Annotated in this window: 25 protein-coding genes; 3 read left to right on the plus strand and 22 right to left on the minus strand. The window is 64.9% G+C overall.

What is annotated here, in order from left to right; genetic code table 11:
* Positions 1 to 95 precede the first annotated feature (95 nt).
* The 7 genes from HY699_25070 to HY699_25100 form a co-directional block, all read right to left on the minus strand.
* The gene (locus HY699_25070) at positions 96 to 1,346 is read right to left on the minus strand and encodes a glycoside hydrolase family 1 protein (GenBank protein ID MBI4519075.1); all 1,251 of its coding nucleotides are present in this window, start codon (positions 1,344 to 1,346) and stop codon (positions 96 to 98) included.
* 7 nt (positions 1,347 to 1,353) lie between these two features.
* Positions 1,354 to 3,558 (minus strand): hypothetical protein, encoded by a 2,205-nt coding sequence (locus tag HY699_25075; GenBank protein MBI4519076.1) that lies wholly within the window; start codon positions 3,556 to 3,558, stop codon positions 1,354 to 1,356.
* Positions 3,559 to 3,643: 85 nt separating this feature from the next.
* Complete coding sequence (locus HY699_25080; GenBank protein MBI4519077.1) at positions 3,644 to 4,996, minus strand: hypothetical protein; 1,353 nt, start codon at positions 4,994 to 4,996, stop codon at positions 3,644 to 3,646.
* Between the two features lie 527 nt (positions 4,997 to 5,523).
* Positions 5,524 to 5,772 (minus strand): YgiT-type zinc finger protein, encoded by a 249-nt coding sequence (locus HY699_25085; GenBank protein ID MBI4519078.1) that lies wholly within the window; start codon positions 5,770 to 5,772, stop codon positions 5,524 to 5,526.
* A gap of 4 nt (positions 5,773 to 5,776) precedes the next feature.
* Positions 5,777 to 6,088: a DUF4258 domain-containing protein gene (locus tag HY699_25090; GenBank protein MBI4519079.1), complete on the minus strand. Its 312-nt coding sequence runs from the start codon at positions 6,086 to 6,088 to the stop codon at positions 5,777 to 5,779.
* 502 nt (positions 6,089 to 6,590) lie between these two features.
* Positions 6,591 to 7,001, minus strand: a complete 411-nt coding sequence (locus HY699_25095; protein MBI4519080.1) for a type II toxin-antitoxin system VapC family toxin — start codon at positions 6,999 to 7,001, stop codon at positions 6,591 to 6,593.
* On the minus strand, positions 6,998 to 7,267 hold the full coding sequence (locus HY699_25100) for a hypothetical protein (GenBank protein ID MBI4519081.1): 270 nt from the start codon (positions 7,265 to 7,267) through the stop codon (positions 6,998 to 7,000). Before HY699_25100 ends, HY699_25095 begins: the two co-directional genes overlap by 4 nt.
* A 247-nt stretch (positions 7,268 to 7,514) precedes the next feature.
* Here HY699_25100 and HY699_25105 point away from each other — a divergent pair, with 247 nt between their 5' ends.
* Positions 7,515 to 7,805, plus strand: a complete 291-nt coding sequence (locus HY699_25105; GenBank protein ID MBI4519082.1) for a hypothetical protein — start codon at positions 7,515 to 7,517, stop codon at positions 7,803 to 7,805.
* Between the two features lie 20 nt (positions 7,806 to 7,825).
* On the opposite strand, the gene HY699_25110 is transcribed toward HY699_25105, so the two are convergent.
* From HY699_25110 to HY699_25120, 3 genes are all read right to left on the minus strand, one after another.
* Positions 7,826 to 8,185: a hypothetical protein gene (locus tag HY699_25110; GenBank protein MBI4519083.1), complete on the minus strand. Its 360-nt coding sequence runs from the start codon at positions 8,183 to 8,185 to the stop codon at positions 7,826 to 7,828.
* Positions 8,133 to 8,357, minus strand: coding sequence for a hypothetical protein (locus HY699_25115; GenBank protein ID MBI4519084.1), 225 nt, complete (start codon positions 8,355 to 8,357; stop codon positions 8,133 to 8,135). Before HY699_25115 ends, HY699_25110 begins: the two co-directional genes overlap by 53 nt.
* Positions 8,358 to 8,434: 77 nt before the next feature.
* Entirely contained in the window at positions 8,435 to 8,584 is a 150-nt protein-coding gene (locus HY699_25120; GenBank protein MBI4519085.1) for a hypothetical protein, read from the minus strand.
* 4 nt (positions 8,585 to 8,588) lie between these two features.
* Here HY699_25120 and HY699_25125 point away from each other — a divergent pair, with 4 nt between their 5' ends.
* Complete coding sequence (locus HY699_25125; protein MBI4519086.1) at positions 8,589 to 8,900, plus strand: hypothetical protein; 312 nt, start codon at positions 8,589 to 8,591, stop codon at positions 8,898 to 8,900.
* A gap of 277 nt (positions 8,901 to 9,177) precedes the next feature.
* Here the strand turns inward: HY699_25125 and HY699_25130 are convergent, their stop codons facing one another.
* The 12 genes from HY699_25130 to HY699_25185 form a co-directional block, all read right to left on the minus strand.
* A complete protein-coding gene (locus tag HY699_25130; GenBank protein ID MBI4519087.1) occupies positions 9,178 to 9,594 on the minus strand; it encodes a type II toxin-antitoxin system VapC family toxin in 417 nt (138 codons plus the stop codon).
* Positions 9,587 to 9,889: a helix-turn-helix domain-containing protein gene (locus tag HY699_25135; protein ID MBI4519088.1), complete on the minus strand. Its 303-nt coding sequence runs from the start codon at positions 9,887 to 9,889 to the stop codon at positions 9,587 to 9,589. Before HY699_25135 ends, HY699_25130 begins: the two co-directional genes overlap by 8 nt.
* Before the next feature lie 116 nt (positions 9,890 to 10,005).
* A complete protein-coding gene (locus HY699_25140; protein ID MBI4519089.1) occupies positions 10,006 to 10,554 on the minus strand; it encodes a hypothetical protein in 549 nt (182 codons plus the stop codon).
* Positions 10,551 to 10,877 (minus strand): hypothetical protein, encoded by a 327-nt coding sequence (locus HY699_25145; protein ID MBI4519090.1) that lies wholly within the window; start codon positions 10,875 to 10,877, stop codon positions 10,551 to 10,553. The genes HY699_25140 and HY699_25145 overlap by 4 nt, the downstream gene beginning before the upstream one ends.
* 108 nt (positions 10,878 to 10,985) lie before the next feature.
* Positions 10,986 to 11,246: a hypothetical protein gene (locus HY699_25150; protein ID MBI4519091.1), complete on the minus strand. Its 261-nt coding sequence runs from the start codon at positions 11,244 to 11,246 to the stop codon at positions 10,986 to 10,988.
* A gap of 23 nt (positions 11,247 to 11,269) precedes the next feature.
* Complete coding sequence (gene icd, locus HY699_25155) at positions 11,270 to 12,658, minus strand: NADP-dependent isocitrate dehydrogenase (GenBank protein ID MBI4519092.1); 1,389 nt, start codon at positions 12,656 to 12,658, stop codon at positions 11,270 to 11,272.
* Between the two features lie 231 nt (positions 12,659 to 12,889).
* A complete protein-coding gene (locus HY699_25160; protein ID MBI4519093.1) occupies positions 12,890 to 13,375 on the minus strand; it encodes a YajQ family cyclic di-GMP-binding protein in 486 nt (161 codons plus the stop codon).
* 32 nt (positions 13,376 to 13,407) lie between these two features.
* The gene (locus HY699_25165) at positions 13,408 to 14,079 is read right to left on the minus strand and encodes an outer membrane lipoprotein carrier protein LolA (protein MBI4519094.1); all 672 of its coding nucleotides are present in this window, start codon (positions 14,077 to 14,079) and stop codon (positions 13,408 to 13,410) included.
* Entirely contained in the window at positions 14,076 to 16,439 is a 2,364-nt protein-coding gene (locus HY699_25170) for a DNA translocase FtsK 4TM domain-containing protein (protein MBI4519095.1), read from the minus strand. The genes HY699_25165 and HY699_25170 overlap by 4 nt, the downstream gene beginning before the upstream one ends.
* A 1-nt stretch (position 16,440) precedes the next feature.
* Entirely contained in the window at positions 16,441 to 18,108 is a 1,668-nt protein-coding gene (locus HY699_25175; protein ID MBI4519096.1) for a ribonuclease J, read from the minus strand.
* A 563-nt stretch (positions 18,109 to 18,671) separates the two neighbouring features.
* Positions 18,672 to 19,034 (minus strand): hypothetical protein, encoded by a 363-nt coding sequence (locus HY699_25180; protein ID MBI4519097.1) that lies wholly within the window; start codon positions 19,032 to 19,034, stop codon positions 18,672 to 18,674.
* Between the two features lie 198 nt (positions 19,035 to 19,232).
* Positions 19,233 to 19,427 (minus strand): hypothetical protein, encoded by a 195-nt coding sequence (locus HY699_25185; GenBank protein MBI4519098.1) that lies wholly within the window; start codon positions 19,425 to 19,427, stop codon positions 19,233 to 19,235.
* A 442-nt stretch (positions 19,428 to 19,869) separates the two neighbouring features.
* Here HY699_25185 and HY699_25190 point away from each other — a divergent pair.
* The coding region (locus tag HY699_25190) for a type I restriction-modification system subunit M N-terminal domain-containing protein (GenBank protein MBI4519099.1) at positions 19,870 to 20,375 on the plus strand (506 nt) is incomplete at its 3' end.

A 20,375-nucleotide genomic window follows, 5' to 3' on the forward strand; every position in this document is an offset into this window, starting at 1 on the left:
CGCTGACCGGTGGCGGCGCAGCCGGTTCCCACCCCGCTGATCCGTCGCTCCGTCTCGGTGGCCCGGTCGCAACCGATCGCCCCGGAAAAATCGAGCTATGCATGCTCACCGGAAGGACACGATTGTTTCACCGTGCGCGCCAGCGAAACGGGATCAAAGCCGATCAGGCCGAAACGCGCCTCGCCGAAGCCGTGCAGCCACTCGTAATTGTCCACCGCGGTCCAGTGGAAATAGCCGCGGATGTCGCTACCCGCAGCACGGGCGCGCAAGACGGCCGCCAGGTGCGCCGCGATGTAGCGGATCCGGAAGCGCTCGTCGCGGGTGGGGCAGCCGTTCTCCGTAACCAAAATCGGCATCCCCGGCAGCGCGGCGGCGACGCGCTGCAGTCCGCGCTCCATTTCCTGCGGGCAGACGTACCGCCCCATGTTGTCAACCGGAGCCGGATCATGCGCCGCGTACGGGCCGATGCCGCCTTTGCCGATCGACGACGCGGCGTAGTAATTGAAGCCATACAGGTCCAGCGCGCCGCGCAGGCCGGGTACCTCCACCGGCTCGCGGCCGGGCAGCTCGACCACGCCGGTGGCCAGACCGCGCAGCCACGCTCCGTGGTACCAGGCGTCGAACTGGCGCGCGGGCTCGATCCCGGCCTCGTCTTGCGCGATTAGCGGCACGTAGACCTCGATGGTTGCCACGGTCGCCTCAGGCACTATCTCGTGCAGAATGCCGTACCCTCGCGCGTGCAGCGCAAACACGTGGTGTGACATGTCGTAGGCGATCTCAGGATCGCGCAAGAACGGCGGGTTTTCGCCCAGCAGATATCCGGCCACAACGTAGATCATGGATTCGTTCTGGGTGTGAAAGTGGCGCGCGTGCCCGGCGAGCGCTCGCGCGACCCGCTCGAGGTAGCGCAGGAACCGCTCCCGGTTCTCCGCCGTCTGCAAGCCCCCGCCTTGCACCACCCACTGCGGGTGGGTGAAGTGAAAGAGGTTCACCCACGGTGCGATGCCGCAGGCGGCGGCCGCGTCGCACATGCGCCGGTAGCGGTCAAGCGCCGCTTCATCGAAGCACCCTTCGGCGGGTTCGACCCGACTCCATTCCACCGACAGCCGGTAGTGACGAATGCCGAGGTCCGCGGCCAGGCGGAAGTCGGCTTCAGCGCAGTGCCAAAAACCATTGCCCGGATTCGGCGGTACGCGCCCCGCGCGCGCCGCCGCCACCCAGTCATTGGGGACGGTGCCGCCCTCGGCCTGAAAGGCGGACGAGGCCACGCCCCAGGCAAAGTTATCTGGAATCACCATTGGTTCGCGCGGCAGGATCGGGGCCCAGGCGCGCTCGGCTTCTGTCATGGCATGCTCACTTGTCCGCAGTTGCCTTGCTGGGCTGCAAGAACCACATGAAGTACAGCTCGGCGTCGAAGGGGCTGGCGGCGAGACGAATCAGGCGAAACGTATTCGCGCCCGTCAGCAGTACGGTCGCCGGAACGCGCAGCACGGCTTCATCCCACAGCTCGGGGCCGTGCGGGAACTCCAGCAGGCCGTCGATGCTCTGGCCATTCACTTCCAGCCGGTATTGTCCGCTGCCGCCGCTGTGGTCGTAACGCACCACCAGTAGCAGATCCTCCCCGGCGGTGACGTTGGTAACGGTCCACTGCGCCTGGTCGGCGATGCGCCGGCCGGTGTCAACCATCAGGAGGTCCAGCGGCACGCGATATGGCAGGATCTTCTCGTGAAAGTTGTGCACCGGGCGCTGCCGATCGACGACCTCGGTAAAGGCGTGTACCAGCTGCGACTCCACCTCTTCCAGATCCAGCGTGTCGACCACGCGGTGATCGTACAGCAGGTAGCGCAGGGAGTGGAGTTCCTTTCGATCCACCAAAGGGACGTCGCCGAAGAACACCAGGCGACGGTCGCTGCGCAGCGCGGTGCGATCGACGGTGTGGTGATTCAAGATGACGAAGTCAACGTAGAGCCCGTTGGGCAGGCGCGCGCTGACGGTCTCGAAGGCGTCTTGCGGCGGGGTCAACAGCGCGTTGGGCACCGCCTTGGGCTGCGCCCAGGGAAGATAGATGTCAACGCCGCGCTGGCGCATGCGGTTGAAATCCTGCAACCAGTGCTCATGCCCGGTGCGGCCGCGGTTGTACGGATCGACCGGGCTGTGAGCGATTTCGGGATCGGTGAGGCCATGGAGATCGAGGCAAGGGCGGTCGCAGTAGAACGGAATGATTCCCGCTGAAGTGGTGGCGATGCGGGCCGTGTGCGGTAGCACCTCGTCGAACAACTGGCCGACCGCGCCCCAGTTGAGCACGCGCGGATCGCAGTATCGGCGCAACAGGCCGATGGTTTCCTGTTGCGGCCCCGGGACGTCGCGAGCGATCACCGCCGCCCGCTCCGTCACCAGCGCCAGCACGCCGAGTACACCCAAGCCGGTCAACAGACCGGCTGCGCGTGCCTGGCCGAGGTGCTCGCGGCTTGAGAAAGCCCGCAGCACCGCCCACGCGCGCTCGCCACACACGGCGGCTCCGACGGCGGCCGCCGGGTAGAGCACGCCGCTGACTGGCATAAGGAAGCGCCACTCCATGAAATCGCCGCCGAGGCGGACCACGTGGAAGAAGACGAACGCGGTGGCAAGCAAGGTGGCGATCAGAAAGCGCTGGGCGGCTCCGGCTCGCGCGGCCAAGGCACCGGCGATCACCGCCGCCAGAAACGGGGCGCACTGATAGGTGTCGAGATACGCCTGCAAGTATTCCCAGCCCCGGGCATAGAACGGCAAATAGGCGACCTTGGCGTAATAGGTGTTCGGAAAGAATGAGCCGTAGTACCACACCCGCCACAGCTGGTAGGGCGCGTAGACGGTCACGATCGGCAGCAGTGGGCCCCAGAAATACACAACCCAGTTCTTGTGCAGCAGTGGCCGCCACCAGAGCACCAGCCCCGCCAGCGCCAGCGCTGCCGCAGTCACGATCCCGTCGGGCCGGGCCATGGCCAGCGCAACCGCAGTCAGACTGACGGCGAACGGGCCGAAGCCATGCGCCGTGGGCTCCAGCGAAAGGAAGAACACGGCCGCGATCGTCAGCAATGTAACCAGCGGCGTCTCCATGCCGGAGACAAACCAGAGATTGAACGACCAGTGATATGTCAGCGGCGCCAGCGCCAGCGGCGCGATCCATACGCCCTGGCGGAAGAGCCGAACGCCCAAGAGCAGCAACAGCAGGTACGACAACAGCCAACAGCCGAAGCCGGCGGCGTGCATGAAGGGCAGCGGATCACTGGCACCGCGCGCCAGCGGCAGCGCCGCCAACACGGTCCACAGAAAGTTACTGTAGCCCTCGACCCGCGCACCGGGGTTGTAGACCAGACCGTGGCCGCGGACCAGGTTGTGGGCGTAGCGGAAGCTGACGTAGGCGTCGTCTTGTACCCAGCGCTGCTGCCACGTCATCGGCGCTTGCCGGGCGACCAAGAAGACGGCGGCGGCAATCTCGCCGAGCAGTAGCGCGCGCAACAGCCAGCGCACACCGCCGCGCGGCGAGGAGCGCGCGGCCGAAGGCGTGGGCACTGTCATGCGGCGGCACCGCGCCTGATAACGCTCCCGCAACGGCCTCGGAGCACCGGCGCGGCGGCCTTGCGCGGCGGCATTGCGGCGGAGGTCACGCTGCCTTGCGGCCGGCCTTGGCCTCCAGCTTGTGCCACTTCTTCATGTGCTCGCGGTGGGAACGCAGGTAGGCGCCGGGGCGGTAGTACTTGTCATAGAACTCCAGCTCGAGGTGCTGCACCTGACAATAGGCGTAAAGCACCATCGGGTCGGCGTGCGCCGGAAAGCGGCCGTAAGTCTGCCAGATGTAGTTACAGGTGTCCTTGCACAGCTGAATCGTCTTCTCGGGAGTGTGCGGTACCTGGCGCAGGAAATCGCCGCGGTTCAAGTACGGCGCCGGCTTGCTGCTGCTCGGGTTGAAGGTGCCTTTGGGGCCGAACTTCTTGGCGACCACCGCATCCACCGCCGCCGCCATGTTGGGAAAGTACGGCGGGCGGTAGCTTTCAAACAGGCCGTCGATCCCGATCGGGTGCGGCACCTGATTGGGATCGAACGGGCTGCCCTCGAAGTGGAAGCCCAGTCCGCGGCACAGCGGCGTGCCGCCCATCGCCACCAGGCTGGTAACGCCGCCGAAGATCCAGCCCCCCAGTCCCATCGCCTGGCAGGCCAGCATGATGTTGTGATCGATGAAGCCGGCTTCCACCGAGGTGGCGGTCATGATGCCGCGCTCGAAGTACGACAGCGGCATCGGGTTATCGACGTGGCCATCCTTCACCCAGCGCTCGTTGCCACACGGAACGTAGCCGTGCAGGTCATCAACCAGGTAGGCGCCAAGATCGGCCATCAGCATGATGGCGTTGATAAACTCCTCCGTCAGGTCGGTCACCGGCATGAACAGCGTGCTGCCGGGCATGTTCACGTTCCACAAGTTGAACGACATGATCGCCGTCGTATTGCGCGGCAAGTCGAGGCGCTCTTTGGACAGTTCGACGCGGTGCTGGCGCACGAACTCGATCATCTTGTCCCGGTCGCTCTTGTCGTCGAACTCGCGCATGTGCTCCGGCTGCACCTCGCGCAGGTTGAGGAAGTACAAGCCCTCGTCGTTGGTGTAGAACAGCTCGGTGCCATGGTTGCCGCAGGGGCTCGACCAGGTGCGGCCGACGTGCTCCATCATGGTGTTGCACATGCCGTCCCACTCGGCCAAGTCGTAGGCTTTCTCGGGGCGCTTGGTGTGGGGCATGTCGGCGAGGTTCAAGCCGCTGACGCCGGTGCCGGCGGTGATGAGCATCGCCTCTTCCAGCTCGGTGAGCGGGACCGGATCGTTCGGCGATTTGAAGGCGTTGGGGCCTTCCTTGATTTCCATGCCGAGACCGAAGCGGCGCGAGCGTCGGTTGAGGATGGCCTCGAAGAGCGAGAAGTTCCACGCCTCGTCAACCTCGGGGATCGCCGAAAGCCGCTGTTCCGCCATAACGCACCTCCGTGAGCCTTTCTCTCGCGCCAGTGCCGGCGGAAGTCAATGACTTTTGTCGCCCCCGCCCTCTTTAACCGATAACGGTCGAAGGAGCACAAGCCTCCTCTCCTCGCATCACTCGCGGGGAAGGATTGAGGTGAGGGGATCAACCAGCACGCCGAACAATGTCTCCCGGACGCTGCGGAACAACAGATCGGCCACCAGCGCACGATTCCAGCGCCAAAGCTCGGTAGAACATCGTGATCACGATTCCCAGAAAGCGGCTCAGCTCAGGCACCCGCGGACTCTACCGCACCGGCCTCCGCTCGGCTAACGCTCCGATGGGGCGATTCGACGGATCGGGTATCGATGCCACGAAGCCGGCGCGTCGTAGGTAAACGCGCGCTGATTTCCGAACAACCGAGCAACGCCCCCAAGGCGGTGCGGCCACTGAAGAAGCAGGCGAGACAGTCGCCGAGGGCGGTAGCCGCTTCGCTTCTGCGCCACGCAATCTGCCACATCGCCCGTGGGGCTTCACCCCGGATTCAGCCCTCCGCCACCTGAAATGACTGGCCTAGGGGCTCGAAATCGGCCGTTTGGTTTCTCTCAAGCTTCCCGCGAATTGTTTCAAAGCGCCGGATCGTTTCTTCGGCGTACAAACGTTCGCCGCACCGCAGGCACACCTCGGCCCGAACGCGCACCGCGGCCGTGTGAACCCCTCCGCGCAACAGCTTCTCGACGTCTCTCTCCACTACCTCACCACCGCACACGGGACACTTTTCGAATGGCTTCATAGGCTCACCTCCTTCGTTGGCGCCACTCAATCCAGCGATCGGGATCGGGGCGATACACCGTCACCAACACGGCCCACCGAGCTGCCGCGTTGTAGGCCCACACGCTGTGCACGGGGTTTTCGCCGATGGCTCTTCCATACACGAGACAGCTCGGATACGGCCGGTCAGCCGGGTACTCCTCGATGATCTCCCCGTGACGGACCGAGAAACAGATTTCATCAAGTGTCAGCCCATCCGCGTGCGTCTCTTCGTCCGCGTGGTCGGTAACCCGAAAAAGAGGCCCGTCGATCGCCTCGATGATGTCGAGCAAACGCATGGCGGCTTCGACAACTGACGCAGTATCGCCCAGGGTGGCGGGAGAAACAAGCGACAGCACGACCGTCAGCGAGTGTGTTCTTCACCAGGCTGGGCGCACGGATATGCGAACGATCCAGACGCAGTAGCGCCACGTTGTGTTGACCCCGGGGCGAGTCGTCGTCTCCTATCCGCACCCATCCAACGCGTTGCGGACGGCGGCGACCAATTCGTCAACGGTCACGGTGAGGCTGTGATCGAGGTCGAAGGACGCGCAGGCGTCGACGCTGCTCTCACCGAGGGCGATGGTCACGCCGACGACCAGCTCGTCGACGGTGACGCAGTCGCTATCATCGCAGTCGCCGGTGCAGGTCGGAGCGGGCGTTGCCAGGTCAGTCAGTCTCGCGGAGGGTGTCGGAACTTGGGTCGTAGCTGGAGTGGCCGTGGCGGTCGGGGATTTCCGTCGCGAAGGGCGTACTGCTTGGCGATGCCTTGTCGACCACTTCCGGCGTCCCGGGCTGCGCCTACGGGATGGTGAAGCGCCCATACTCGCTGAAGTGCCGATCGAAGGCGATCGCCTCTTTGATACCGAGGCGCTCCATAACAACGAAGCTCAACGCATCGCAGAGGGAGTAGCTCTTGTCTTCGTGGGCACGCACGAGTGCGATCGCACGCTCCTCGTCTCTGGGACGAATCCGTTCGATCCGGCAACGGGTATCGCGCAAGGCGTCGAGAAACTTGACGGCATCACGCGGACCACCGCGGGAGCGCGCGAGAAACAGCGAATACGCTTCGATGATCACGACGTTGGTTGTCACCAAGGCCCACCGTTCGTCGTCCGCAAGCTGAAACAACGCTGCCGCTTGTGCGTGGTGGCGATCGTCGCGCACCCGCAACGCGAAGAATCCGCCGCCATCGACAACGGCACGCTTCACAGGTTGTCGTGATTGTCCGCGTAGATCCCCGCCAGGTGCTTATACTTGTCGCTCGATACGTCAGTGTTGCGGCTGCGCATGGTACCAGCGAACCTGAGCAGCGCCGCGTACGGACCTTGTGTACCGCTCGCACTGCCGGGCTTCGGGCGACTTCGCGGTGCTGTCGACTTGCGGCTCGCCGTCTTCGTCAGCAGGCTGATCAGTGTGCGGCGGTCCTTCGGCGGTAACTTCTGCACTTCTTCCACAATCCTCGCAACGGCACGCATGAGACGACCTCCTGGACAAAAGTCTACGACAGCTCGCCAAGGAAGGCCAGGCGTCAGGTCCAGCGCAACATCGGCGGCCATCCGCAGAACGAATGCCTCGCGCCAAGACGCGAAAGGCAAGAGTGCAATGACAAACCACTGGGGGATTCTTGAACGAAACTCGCGGTCGTCTGGGTCCCACGGTTCTGTTGTTCCGGTTAGCCTTGGCGCCTTGGCGCGAGATTCTCCCTTCGGATTGCGGGCGCTGATGCCGAAGACTACCCTCCCTCTGCCTGCTGCCTATTGCCGACTGCCTACTGTCTCTCATCCGCACCCATCCGAGGCGTTGCCGACGGCGGCGACCAATTCGTCGACGGTCACGGTGAGCCTGTGGTCGATGTCGAACGACGCGCACGCGTCGATGCTGTTCTCGCCGAGGGCGATGGTGACGCCGGTGACCAGCTCATCGACAGTGATGGTGTTGCTGCCGCTCCGGCTTCGTCGTGCACCGGGGAGTGAAGTGGAAACCAGCGTGAACGACCGCCCGTCTGCGGCGTAGCGGTCGACGTCGACGTTGGGTCACGCACCCGCTGGTCGCGCCGCGACGGCAACCAGCTTACTCGACATCGACGCGATATAGCTCACCATCCAAAGCTCAAGCTGTTCTAGGCGCGTTTTCCAGCGCTCTTTGAAGCGCTTCATCCACGTTCGGTTCTTGGCTGTGTCAGGCACGTCGACAACGATCTTCACCAGATTGTCCCGGTACGCCACGCCACCCTGTCGCCAATGCCCCTCGACTTTTTGTGTCTCGTAACTCGCCGCGCCAAGGTGATCGACGATTTGGAACACCGCCTCGGCCAGCCACTCGGAAGGCACATCGCGCCCGTCATTGAACTGGAGTGGAAGCAGCACCTCGAATCGCCGCCACTTGCTGCTCATACGACGCCTTGCCCTTCACTGTGAACGGAATATTTTGATCAGCGAGCGCTTCCAGAGCCGCCTCAGGCACGAGATGCTCGCCCGAGCGGAGGACGCGCCCGGAGAAACGGCCCAGCAAAAAGCCGACGGCCTGTTTCTCGGTCTCGCGGTCGGGAAACGTGATGGTCACCATGTCGAACCTCCCTTCGCGCCAGAGTGGCTTTTCTCAGTTAAGCCAATCCCCGGCACCGATACAAGGCCGCAGCATCATCAGCACCCATCCAACGCGTTGCGGACGGCGGCAACCAGCTCATCGACGGTCACGGTGAGGCTGTGGTCGAGGTCGAACGATTCACACGCGTCGACGCTGTTCTCGCCGAGGGCGATGGTGACGCCGACGACCAGCTCGTCGACAGTCACGGCGTTGCTGCTGTCACAGTCGCCGGTGCAGATCGGAGGGGGCGTCGCGGTTTCCGTCGGCGTCGGCGAGGGAGTCGGGATCAGGGTTACGGTCGGCGTAGCCGACGCGCTGGGCGACGGAGTCGGCGTGGCTGTGGGTGTCTGTGTCGGCGTCGCGGTCGGCGTGGCCGTCGGGGTATCCGTGGGCGTCCGTGTCGGCGTGGCCGTCGGAGTATTCGTTGGGGTCTCAGTTGGCGTCGCGGTCGGCGTGTCGGAGCAGCGAAGTCGTCGTTCGGCGGCGGAACTGCAGAGGCGTGGCTCTCAAGACACGCAATGACGACTGCAAGTGCGCAAGATATCCGCTCAGCCTTCGAGACAGGCGCTGAAAAACGCGACCTCTTCAGGCCGAGCGGGAGAAGAGCGAGGCTAGAATTGTGCGTGCGTGAAAGAATCGAGCCAAGTCATGCGAGCCCCCTTCCGACGCGGCGTCACCGCTGGCCACTGCTACATGCAGGCCCCGGTGACGCCTGCGCTTACCGTGGACTCGGAAGAGATGTCAAGGAAGACGTGACGCTCCGCGTCGTCCAGCACTCGGGGGTGCTGGGGAGGCGAGATCAGTTCACCACCGTGAGGCCGGGAACTCGGCGAAAGTGCCCAACGTTGCGCGTAACGAGCGTCGCCTTGTGCGCCAGGGCTATCGCCGCGATCAGCAGGTCGGCCCGTCCTATCCGCCGCAATCCGGGCAAAGCCCGTAGTCGATCGACGTGTGCCACCGCCGCTTGGTTCAGCGGCACGAACAGGATCTGCGCCAACAGTTCTTCCGTGCGTAAAAGCCGCTCTTGAGCTCGGAGACATTCCGCCGCAGTTGCAGCTTTCAGCACGTGATCAAAACGGCCGCGGAGCAGTTCGATCTTGGTAACGATTGTGGTCCCGACGTCTGGATCCTCCACGGCGCGCAGGCGTTCAACGACGCGCGCGTGACCCGCATGGAGGTACGTCAGCGTGTCGGTGTCAGCAGAAGCATCACGCATCGCGCGTGTCGGTTTCCGGCCGGCCCCGTTCGGCGTAGATTGCGCTCCGGAGCGAGTCAAGGAATTCATCCTCAGCGAGGACGCCGGCCTGCTGGAGCAAAATGGTGCGGCCGTCGTGTGAGCGCAGCCACTCATCGATCGCCGCGCGGAGAAAACGCCACGTATCCTCGATCCGCCGACCGGGAATACACCCCTGCCTCGCCGCCCGTTCGATCGTCTCTCTTGGCAGTCGGAGGTATTCCGCTACCTCTTCCAGCGTCAGGACATCCGTGGTGGTGCTTGTCGCTCGTCTCATGCTTCGTATCTCCGCATCGAGGTCGAACTGGTATCACACCACCGAGACTAGCACACCGACAACGCGCCTGTCATATGAGGTGCTCCCCTCGGACGAGCAACGACACGGCGTCCAATCTACCGGTACGGCCGTCCCGCCTCCTTGAACGCCGCCTCGATCTCGGCTCGGACACGTTCGCGTATGCCAGGAGCAAGCTCCGGCACCTCGGCAAGCCGAGCCAGCAACGTGGCCTCCTCTGCAAACCGATGTCGGATCGCCTCACGGACAAACTGACGATCCTTGTCGCGTCCCGCGATCGCTTTCGCGATCAGCAGATCGTGCACCTCGAGACACAAGCCGGTGACGCCCCGTGTATTCTCGTTTCGAATCGGCACGAGCCGTTCACGCCAGCCCACCGGCAGCACCGCCGTGGCCTCGTCCACACCTTGAGCGTAGTAGCCATAGGTCGCGTGAAACGGCGATAACTCTCCGATGCTCCCGTCGATGAGGTCGGCCCGTTCCGGGTGACTGAGCGGAAACACGTCCGCCTCAACGGACGCGCGTAGCAATGCCGGAGCATCCGGAAACTGGGCGAGCAGTGCCTGGCTGCCGATAACGACGATGTGGTCGTCGTTCGCAATATCGGCGGCGGCGCGGAGCACATGCTCCAACTCGGCGCGCGTCACGATCGACCGGCTTCCCGCGCCGCCACTTGGCGCCAGATCTGCCAGCGCTCGTCGGCCGAAAGCACGCCGGCAAACGGGCTCGACTGGCGCAGCTCGCAGCCCAACTCGCCCCCGTCGGCGAGAAAGGCCGCCACTGCCTCGGCATCGCGACTGAGCACCTCCTGCCACTGCAAGGCATAAAACGGGGGCGTGGGGCTCAGGAGAATCCAGCTCTCCACACGGGCCCGCGCCCGATCGAGAATGCTCGGGTCGCGGCGCAGTCGCTCGGCAATCACCTGATGATAGGCGCGGCTCCGTAGCTCGCTTAGCCGATGCCGGTCCATGTGTAATTCCGGGTAACTCGCCATCTCATTCCTACACCGTCGACCCAGCGCTTGCCAGCGCGCCAAGGCGACCGGACGCCGGCGGCAACCGCGCCTGATCACCAGCCCCTACTTGGAGACCTCGGATCGCTCCGCCGCCACCTGGCCATCGAGCAATCGGCGCAGGTAGCGAAACCCGAACAAGGCCAGGAAGTCGAGCACGCCGGCCTCGATCTTTAGCGTCTTCAACATTTCCTGCAGCTCCTGCGCGCTGAGATAGGTCTTGGCCTGCCACACTCCCATCTTGCCGCTCAGCACCAACTCGCCGTTCTCGGTGCCGACCTCATCGATGGTCATGTTGAAGTTGCCGGCGCGTGATTTGATGCGCATGGCCAACGCCCTCGCTCAGCTCACTACATGTGGCGAATGATCGCCTGTCCGAACTCCGAGCACTTGACCTTGGTGGCGCCGTCCATCAAGCGATGAAAGTCGTAGGTGACGGTCTTGGCGTTGATCGCCGCTTCCACCCCTTTGATGATCAAGTCAGCGACCTCGTTCCAGCCGAGATGGCGGAACATCATCTCGCCGGAAAGGATGACCGAGCCGGGGTTGACCTGATCGAGGTTGGCGTACTTGGGAGCGGTGCCGTGCGTGGCCTCGAAGATGGCATGCCCGCTGAGGTAATTGATGTTGCCCCCGGGAGCGATGCCGATGCCGCCGACCTGGGCGGCGAGCGCGTCGGACAAGTAGTCGCCGTTGAGGTTCATGGTGGCGATGACGTCGAAGTCGCGCGGGCGGGTGAGCACCTGCTGCAAGGTAATGTCGGCGATGGCATCCCTGATCAACAGTTTCTTCTTCCACTGCCCGTTGCCGTGAGTGTCCCACAGCTTGAGTGCCGCTTCGACGTCGGCGCGCACCTTCTCCTGCTGAGCGGGGGTCATCAAGTCATAGCCGGGGTCGATCTCGCGCGCGTTGCCCTCGACCGAAAGCTCGGGCTTGGCCTCCTTGTTACCAAGTATCCAGCTCTCGCGCTCGGTGACCACCTGGGCGCGAAAATCGCGCGTCGCCATGGCGTAGCCCCAGTCGCGGAAGGCGCCCTCGGTGAACTTCATGATGTTGCCCTTGTGCACCATGGTGACGCTACGGCGGCGCTGGCGCAGGGCGTACTCGATCGCGGCGCGGATCAAGCGCTCGGTGCCCTGGCGCGAGACCGGCTTGATCCCGATCGCGCTGGTCTCCGGGAAGCGGATCTTCTTGACGCCCATGCTCTGCTGGAGAAAGGCGATGATCTTGCGCGCCTCCTCGCTCTCGGACTGCCATTCTATGCCGGCATAGATGTCCTCGGTGTTTTCGCGAAAGATCACCATGTCGATCAGCTCGGGATGCTTCACCGGGCTGGGCACGCCGCTGAAGTAACGCACCGGGCGCAAGCAGACGTAGAGGTCCAGCAACTGGCGCAGGGCGACGTTGAGCGAGCGGATGCCGCCGCCGATGGGCGTGGTCAGCGGCCCCTTGATGCCGACGATCAACTCCTTGAACGCGGCAACCGTCTCATCGGGCAGCCAGTTGCCGGTGCGATTGAAAGCCTTCTCGCCCGCCAGCACCTCCAGCCAAGCGATGCGGCGCTTGCCGCCGTAAGCCTTTTGCACCGCCGCGTCGAACACCGCCTGGCTGGCGCGCCAGATGTCGGGCCCGGTGCCATCGCCTTCAATGAACGGCAGGATCGGGTTGTCGGGAACCTGGAGTTTGCCGTCGCGCATGGTGATGCGCGCGCCACCGGCGGGGAGCTTGAGTTCTGCCATCGGGTCTACACCTTCTGCAAGCGAAGTCGGTCCGCGAACCGCGGGCTGACCCTAGCCTACTCGCCTGGAAATGTGGAGAGGGGGTCCAACAAGAGGGCAGCAGACGATATCGTCCGCGGAGCCTGTGTACGCCGAGCCTTCCGCCGGCGGGTATCCGGCCATCTCGCGCGCCGGAGCGATCGTCGCGCGCCGCTCTTCCGGACCCCGGCCGGCCCGCCGCTACTCAGCGCCTCATTCGCGGAAGTTGACGAACTGTAGCGGCAGGCCGAAGTCGTGTTGCTTGAGCAGCGCCATCACGGCTTGCAGGTCGTCACGCTTCTTACCGGTCACGCGCACCTGATCGGCCTGGATTTGGGCCTGGACCTTGAGCTTGGCGTCCTTGACCCGCTTGACGATGTCGCGCGCCTTTTCGGTCGAGACCCCCTCTTGCACTTTGATCACCTGCTTGGCGCGGCCGCCGCCGGCGGGCTCGATCGCGCCGTCGACCAGTGCCTTGAGCGGGACCTGCCTGCGGGCGAGCTTCTCGCGCAGCACCTCGGCCGCCGCCTTCACCTTGAAGTCGTCGGTGGAGTTGATGCGAATCTCGTCTTCCTCCAGCTCGATGGTGGTCTGGCTGTCCTTGAAATCATAGCGCTGGCCGATCTCCTTGCGCGCCTGGTTGAGGGCGTTGTCGATCTCCTGGCGATTGACCTGCGAGACGATGTCGAATGACGGCATGGAACCTCCGTGTCGCCGGCCGGCGGCGCCGGTTAGAACCCGATCGGGGCGCTGACCACGTCGACCCCGTCGGGCACTTGGAAGCGGAACTGCGCCTCGTCCACGCCGGCGCCGCGCTTCAAGTTGGCGAAACGCAGCCGGGTGACGTTGCCGAGCTGATCGTGGATTTCCGCGGCCGCGATGTCGAAGTGGCGAGGGGTGACGCCCAGTCGCAGCCAACCGAGGGTGCCGTCACCTTGGCGCGGAATCAGCTTCAGCCAGGTCAGCTCAGCGGCGCCGGCGTCAGCCTGCGGCTGGTCGAGTGTGGCCTCGAAATCTTCAGCGATGCGGCCGACGCCGAGCAGGAACGAAATCGGTGTGGCGGCGCGAAACGCCGACTGGAACGGTGCCTTCAACACCTGGCGCTCCTCGGGCTGGTACAGCCACAGGTTGGCGCCGTCGGCGACGATAACCTGCCCCGAACCGTCGCCGAGCTGCCAGCGCAGCTTTCCCGGCCGCTTGTACGCCACCGTGCCGCGTGCGGTCAGGGTCCGGCCCAGGCTGGCGATGGTCATCTCCTGGGTGACGTCGGCGGTGAAATCTGCGGTTTCATCGTAACGCTGCTGCACGGCGCGCACCGTGTCCTCGACGCCGGCCGCCGCGACCAACGCCGGCGCCAGCACGAGCGCAACCGCAAGCCCATGGCGGCACCGTGGTCGTATCACGAATCACCATCGATGCGCCGGGCGACGACCTCGCGCGGCTTGCCGCCTTCACTGGCAGTGATCACGCCCTCGCGCTCCATGCGCTCGATCATGCGCGCGGCCCGGTTGTAGCCGATGCGCAGCCGCCGTTGCACCCACGAGATCGAGGCCTGCCGGCTCTCGGTCACCAGGCGGACCGCCTGGTCGTACATCGCGTCTTCGAACTCGTCCGGCTCGCCCCCGTCGCCGTCCTCCTCATCGTCGCTTTCGAGCAGGCCGAAGGCGTACAGCGGCGAGGCCTGCCGCTTGATGAACTCGACCACCTTGTGAATCTCGGTTTCGGAGACGAAAGCGCCGTGCAAGCGCTGCACGCGCGCGGTCCCGGGCGGCAGATAGAGCATGTCGCCGCCGCCGAGCAGGCGCTCGGCCCCGATGTGATCGAGGATGGTGCGCGAATCAACCCGGGCGGTGGTTTGGAACGAAACCCGCGCCGGGAAGTTGGCTTTGATCAGGCCGGTGATCACGTCCACCGACGGCCGCTGGGTGGCCACGATCAGGTGCATGCCGGCTGCCCGCGCCTTCTGGGCCAGGCGGGTGATCGGCTCTTCGACGTTGCGGCCGACGGTCATCATCAAGTCGGCCAGCTCGTCGATGATGATGACCACCTTCGGCAGGTGCTCGCGCCGCGGGGGCTGCTGGGTCTCGCCGGCCTCCTCCTCGTCGTCATCGGCAACCACCTCGCTCAGCTCGATCACGCCGGCGTTGCGTTCCTGCTCCTCGCGATCGACCAGCCGGTTGTAGCCATCGATGTTGCGCACGCCGAGGCCCTTCATCGCGCGATAGCGCTCATCCATTTGCTCGACCAGGTTCTTCAGCACGACGACCGCCTTCTTGGCGTCGGTCACCACCGGCACCAGCAGGTGCGGGATATCTTCGTAGACCGACAGTTCGAGCATCTTGAGGTCGATCATGACGAAGCGCACGTCGCGCGGCGAGGCCTTGAAGAGGATGCTCATGATCATAGCGTTGAGCGAGACCGACTTGCCGGTACCGGTGGCGCCGGCCACCAGCAGGTGGGGCATGCGGGCGAGATCGGCGATCACCGGGTTGCCGGCGGTATCCTTGCCCAAGGCCAGCGTCAGCGGCGAGGGGGCCGCGCTATAGGCCTCGCTCTCGATCATCTCTTTGAGGGCGATGTTGTCACGGCGGGCGTTGGCGACCTCGATGCCGACCACGGCGGTACCCGGTACCGGCGCCAGGATGCGCACCCCGACCGCTCGCAGCGCCATCGCCAGGTCGTCGGCGAGGGTGACGATGCGGTTGACCTTGACCCCCGGGGCCGGCTCGATCTCGAAGGTAGTGATCACCGGTCCGGGGCGCACGGCGACGACTTTGCCCTGGATGCCGAAGTCGGCCAGCTTGGTTTCGAGAATCTGCGAACTTCTGCGCAGCGCCTCTTCGTCGACGCGGATGCCGCTACGCTGCGGCGGATCGAGAAAGGTCATCGACGGCACCTGGTAATGCCCGTCTGCCGCGAAGTGAAACTGCTCTTGCACCACCGGCCGGGGCGGCTTCTCGGCTGCCTTCGGCGGCGGCGGTGGCGGGAGCGACACTACCAGCCGTGGCGCGGCCGGCGCCGGTTCTTTGATTTCGTCGCGCAGGACGATGATCGGATCGGCGCGTGGCGCCACCGGTTCACGCGTCGCGCTCGGCAGCAAGCGCGCGCGGCTGCGCTCGGCCCGGCGCAGCCACTGTTGGCGCGCGCGCGCCCAGCTGCTGGCGGCCGCCTGCCGGCTGCCGCCCAGCGCTCGGCGCAGTGAGATGCCGGTGGCAAAGACAAACGACATGAGCAGCACCGACAATACCAGCACCAACGCCCCGCCGCTGCCGAACGCTTCGCGCAGCACCGTGGCGAAGAACCCGCCCAGCCAGCCGCCGGCCCCGGCCACTTCGCGCTCCGGGCGCAGCCACCCGATGGCAACCGCCAGGCTGACCACCAACGCCAGACCGCCGACGCCGCGGGTTACCGGCACGCTCTCGAGCGCCTGACGAAACAGCGCCGCCGCCAGCCACAACAGCAGCAGCGGCACCAAGTAGGCTGCTAGGCCGAGTGCTTGCAGGGTGGTACTCGCCAGCCCGTATCCGACCGGACCGCCGAGGTTGCCGCTGGTGGCGCCGCGTTGATAGGAAAGGAGGCTCACGAGCGCGAAGAGTGCTGCCGCCAGCACCACCACCGCGACCACTTCGTCGAGCACCCGGGCGCCCGCCGGCTCGCTCGCCGCCGGCGGTTTCTTGCGCCGCCCGCTGCGGTTGCTCGGCGTCTGCTGACCCACGGCCGCCGGATCGGCCGTCACCATGACCCCGGCTCGTTCCTGTGCCACCTCACATCTCCATGATGAACGGTAGAATGACCGGCCGGCGGTCCAACGTGCGCGCGAAATACCGCTTGAGGGCCTTGCGGACCTCCTCCTTCACTTCTAGTGAGTCGGTACGGGACTCGGGTGTGATCTGGGCCAAGGCGTCGCGCACGACCGCCTTGGCCTGTTCGAGATACGCGCTGCCGTCTTCTTCGTAGAGGCCCCGCGTGATCAAGTCCGGCCCCGCGATCAGTTCGCCCGAATGCTGGTCGAGGGAGAGGACGGCCAACACCATGCCGTCCTGCGACAAGTGGCGGCGGTCGCGCAAGACGATGTCGCTGACATCGCCGATGCCCTTGCCGTCGACAAACACTCGCCCGCTGCCGATCGACTCGCGCACGCGCGCGCCCTCGGCCTCGAGTTCGAGCATGTTGCCGTCCTCGAGCAGGAAAGTCCGGTCTTCCGCCACGCCCATCGCCTGGGCCAGCGCCCGGTGGCGCGCCAGGTGGCGGTACTCGCCGTGCACCGGCACGAAGTAGCGCGGGCGCGTCAGCGCCACCATCAACTTGAGCTCTTCCTGGCTGGCGTGACCCGAGACGTGCACCTGCGCGCTACGGGAATGGTGCACCTGGGCGCCGCGGCGGTACATGTGGTTGGTGAGGTTGCTGATGGTCTTCTCGTTGCCCGGGATTATGCGCGAGGACAAGATGACCGCGTCGCCCGGGCGCATCTTCGCCTGCGGATGGTCATCCATGGCGATGCGAACCAACGCCGACAGGGCTTCGCCCTGGCTGCCGGTGGTGAGCACCACGAGGCGGCGCGGGTCGTGCGCGGCGATGGTGTTGCTGTCGATGAACAGCGCCGGCGGGTAGTGCAAATGGCCCAGGTCGGTGGCGATTTGGATGCTATTGGTCAGGCTGCGCCCGATCACCGCCACGCGCCGGCCGGTGCCCTGCGCCAACTCCAAGACCTGCTGCAGCCGGTGCACATGGGAGGAGAAAGTGGAGAAGAAGACCTTGCCGGCGGTATCGCGAAAGATCCGATCGATGTCGTCGCGCACCGTTCGTTCCGAGGGCGTCACGCCCTCGCGCTCGACGTTGGTGGAGTCGGAGAGCAGCAGCCACACCCCTGCCGCGCCGTATTCGCCCAAGCGTTGCAGGTCCGTGCGCCGGCCGTCGAGCGGCGTCTGGTCGAACTTGAAGTCGCCGCTGTGGATGACCGTGCCGAGCGGAGTACGGATAGCCAGCGCCACCGCGTCGACGATCGAGTGGGTGACGTGCAGCGCCTCGATGACAAACGGCCCCATCTGCCACGGCTGGCGCGGCTCGACGACGTGCAAGCGGGCAGCATCGGCAAGCCCGTGCTCGCGCAGTTTCTCGCGGATCAGCCCGGCGGACATGGCGGTGGCGTAGACCGGCACCTGCAATTCCCGCAGGGCATAGGGCAGCGCGCCGATGTGGTCCTCGTGCCCGTGGGTGATGACGAAACCGAGAAAGCGCTCGCCCAGCTGCTGCACGTAGGTGAGATCGGGGATGACCAGATCGACCCCGAGCATGTGGGTTTCGGGAAACATCAGGCCGCAGTCGATAGCGATCGCCGCCTGGCCGTATTCCAGCACCAGGCAGTTGAGCCCGATTTCCCCCAAGCCGCCCAAGGGGACCACGCGCAGCGGTCCCGCACCGCCGGTGCTCATGGCCGGCTCTCGCATGCAGGGTTCAGGGCCTGCAGATTGGGAATGGATTCGACTAGTTGAAACAAGTGATACACCCTCACCACCTCAACGCCGCCAGCAAGCAAAATCATAGTCGGGCCGGGCTGTGGAAGTCAACGAAAGCCGCAGTCGCGTTTGAGTGATCGGCGCTCGCCGAGTTCGGCCTGTAACCGGAGCTGAGTTCCTTCGCAGGCTCCAGAAGCTCGGAACCGGACACGGAGTCCGGGGCGTCTTTCGCACAGAGCGAGGCAAGCGTAGCCACGGAACTGTGTACTACGGAGAACGGTTCACCGTACTGAAAGATCGGCGCAAGGAACTGTCGCCGGGCCTGCTCGGGGCAATGCTCGTGCAATTGGGCTTGGCCCGCGAGGATCTGCGGTAGCGACAGAAGGAATTATGGAAAGGCACGAGGCTGATGAAGACCTTCGGATTTGCGTATCCAGCCAAGTACGAACGGCAGCGGAGAAGTGTACTCGTCCGGTTTCCGGATCTCCCCGCCCGGGGGCCGACGCTCATCGATTCCTCGGCAGTGCGGCCATCCTTGCTCACGCGACGATAGTTGTCTGTGCGACGAAACGATGGCCGACATTGTCGACCATGACACCAAACCCCTCGATGGTTCGCACGCCCAGCAGGATCATGTCGCCTGGTTCAGCGAAGACCACTTCGTCGGTCGTTTCGTAGCCTTCCGTCGAGAGGATTGCATAGCCAATATCGCGGGTCACTGTCTGTTGTGTGGCGGTTAGAAACGTGCGGCGGCGGCGCGGAGCGATGCCCGCTTGCGCGAGCAGGTCGGCAGGAAGCCACGTTAGCTCCGAGCCGGTGTCGACGAGCGCTTCAAGCGCCGGCGTGGCGCGCGTCTCATCCCGGGGGTTGCGGGCGATGACGTTGACTCGAAACAGGCTCATGAAGTCACCATAAGCCGCTCATTGAATCCGCGCAAGGCGACGCAGCACACCTCGAAACACCGGGGCGCTTCGGCCGAACACGCGAGAATTCCCAGCGTCACTCTGTAGCTTCCATCGCGCCTCCAGCCTAGCGCCCCCCCCCGTCCCCCCGCACCCGTTCAGCGCGTTGTTCACGGCGCGCTCACGAGTTCATCGACGCTAACGGCGCCGCCCGTGCAGCGCGCCACCGTAATGCGTGGCCGTATTCCCCGTAAAGATGTTCCCGTTCACTGTAGGCAACGACCAGTTGAACTCGATGGCTCCACCATCGGTCGCAGCGTTTGATGAGAACACGTTGTTCCTTACGAAGGGGACGATGCCGGCGGACTTTTCGCGGCGGCCGAAGAGCTTCATGCTGCGTTTTCACGATCGCGTCGCGACCATTGCGCTGTGGTGCGCCCGCGTGCCCCCTTGCGCCCCTGCGCCGCTCCGCGCGTCTCACGTCAGCGCCATCGCCTCCGTTCGCGTCTTTCGTCACCCCCGGGTGTGGCTCCGGCGTCGCATCTCTGCGCCCGATCGCCCCCGCCTTCGACCACCCCGCGCGCTTGCCATCGAACCCCTAACCGCCCTACAATCCCCATAACACGTGGGGAGCACCGTCGGTGATCAGCGGTTTAGTTCTACGGGGCCTGCCTGCCGAAGCCGCGGCGCAGGTAGGCCTTTCCGCCATCCGGCGGCAACCAGCACACCATCTCGCGCAACGCCCCATCGCGCCGGATGACGGAAAGACCCTTTTACGTTAGGCGCCCCAACCAGAACGGTGCGAGGAGAGACTGACATCCCTTGAACGAGCGCGATGCCTGACCACAACTACTTTGCGAACCTGATCTGGCAGATCGCGGACCTGCTGCGCGGCCCCTACCGCCCGCCGCAGTACGAGCGAGTCATGCTGCCCATGACGGTGCTGCGCCGTTTCGACTGCGTGCTCGCGGCGACCAAGGCGAAGGTCCTCGCCGAGCACGACCGCTCCAAGGACAAGTTCAAGGGCGAGGCGCTCGACGCTCGGCTCAACAAGGCCTCGGGCCAGCGATTCCACAACCATTCGCCGCTCGAGTTCGAGAAGCTCAAGGGCGATCCGGACCAAATCGCCCAGCACCTCGTCAGCTACATCAAGGGTTTTTCGGCGAACGTCCGCCGCATCTTCGAGTACTTCGAGGTCGAAAATGAGATCGAGAAGATGCGCGAGGCGAACATCCTTTACCTTGTGGTCTCGAAGTTCTGCGACGTGGACCTGCACCCCGACCGGGTGCCGAACGAGCAGATGGGGCTCCTCTTCGAGAACCTCATCCGTCGCTTCAACGA

The organism is Deltaproteobacteria bacterium (assembly GCA_016210005.1).
Lineage (GTDB): Bacteria > Desulfobacterota > Binatia > HRBIN30 > JACQVA1 > JACQVA1.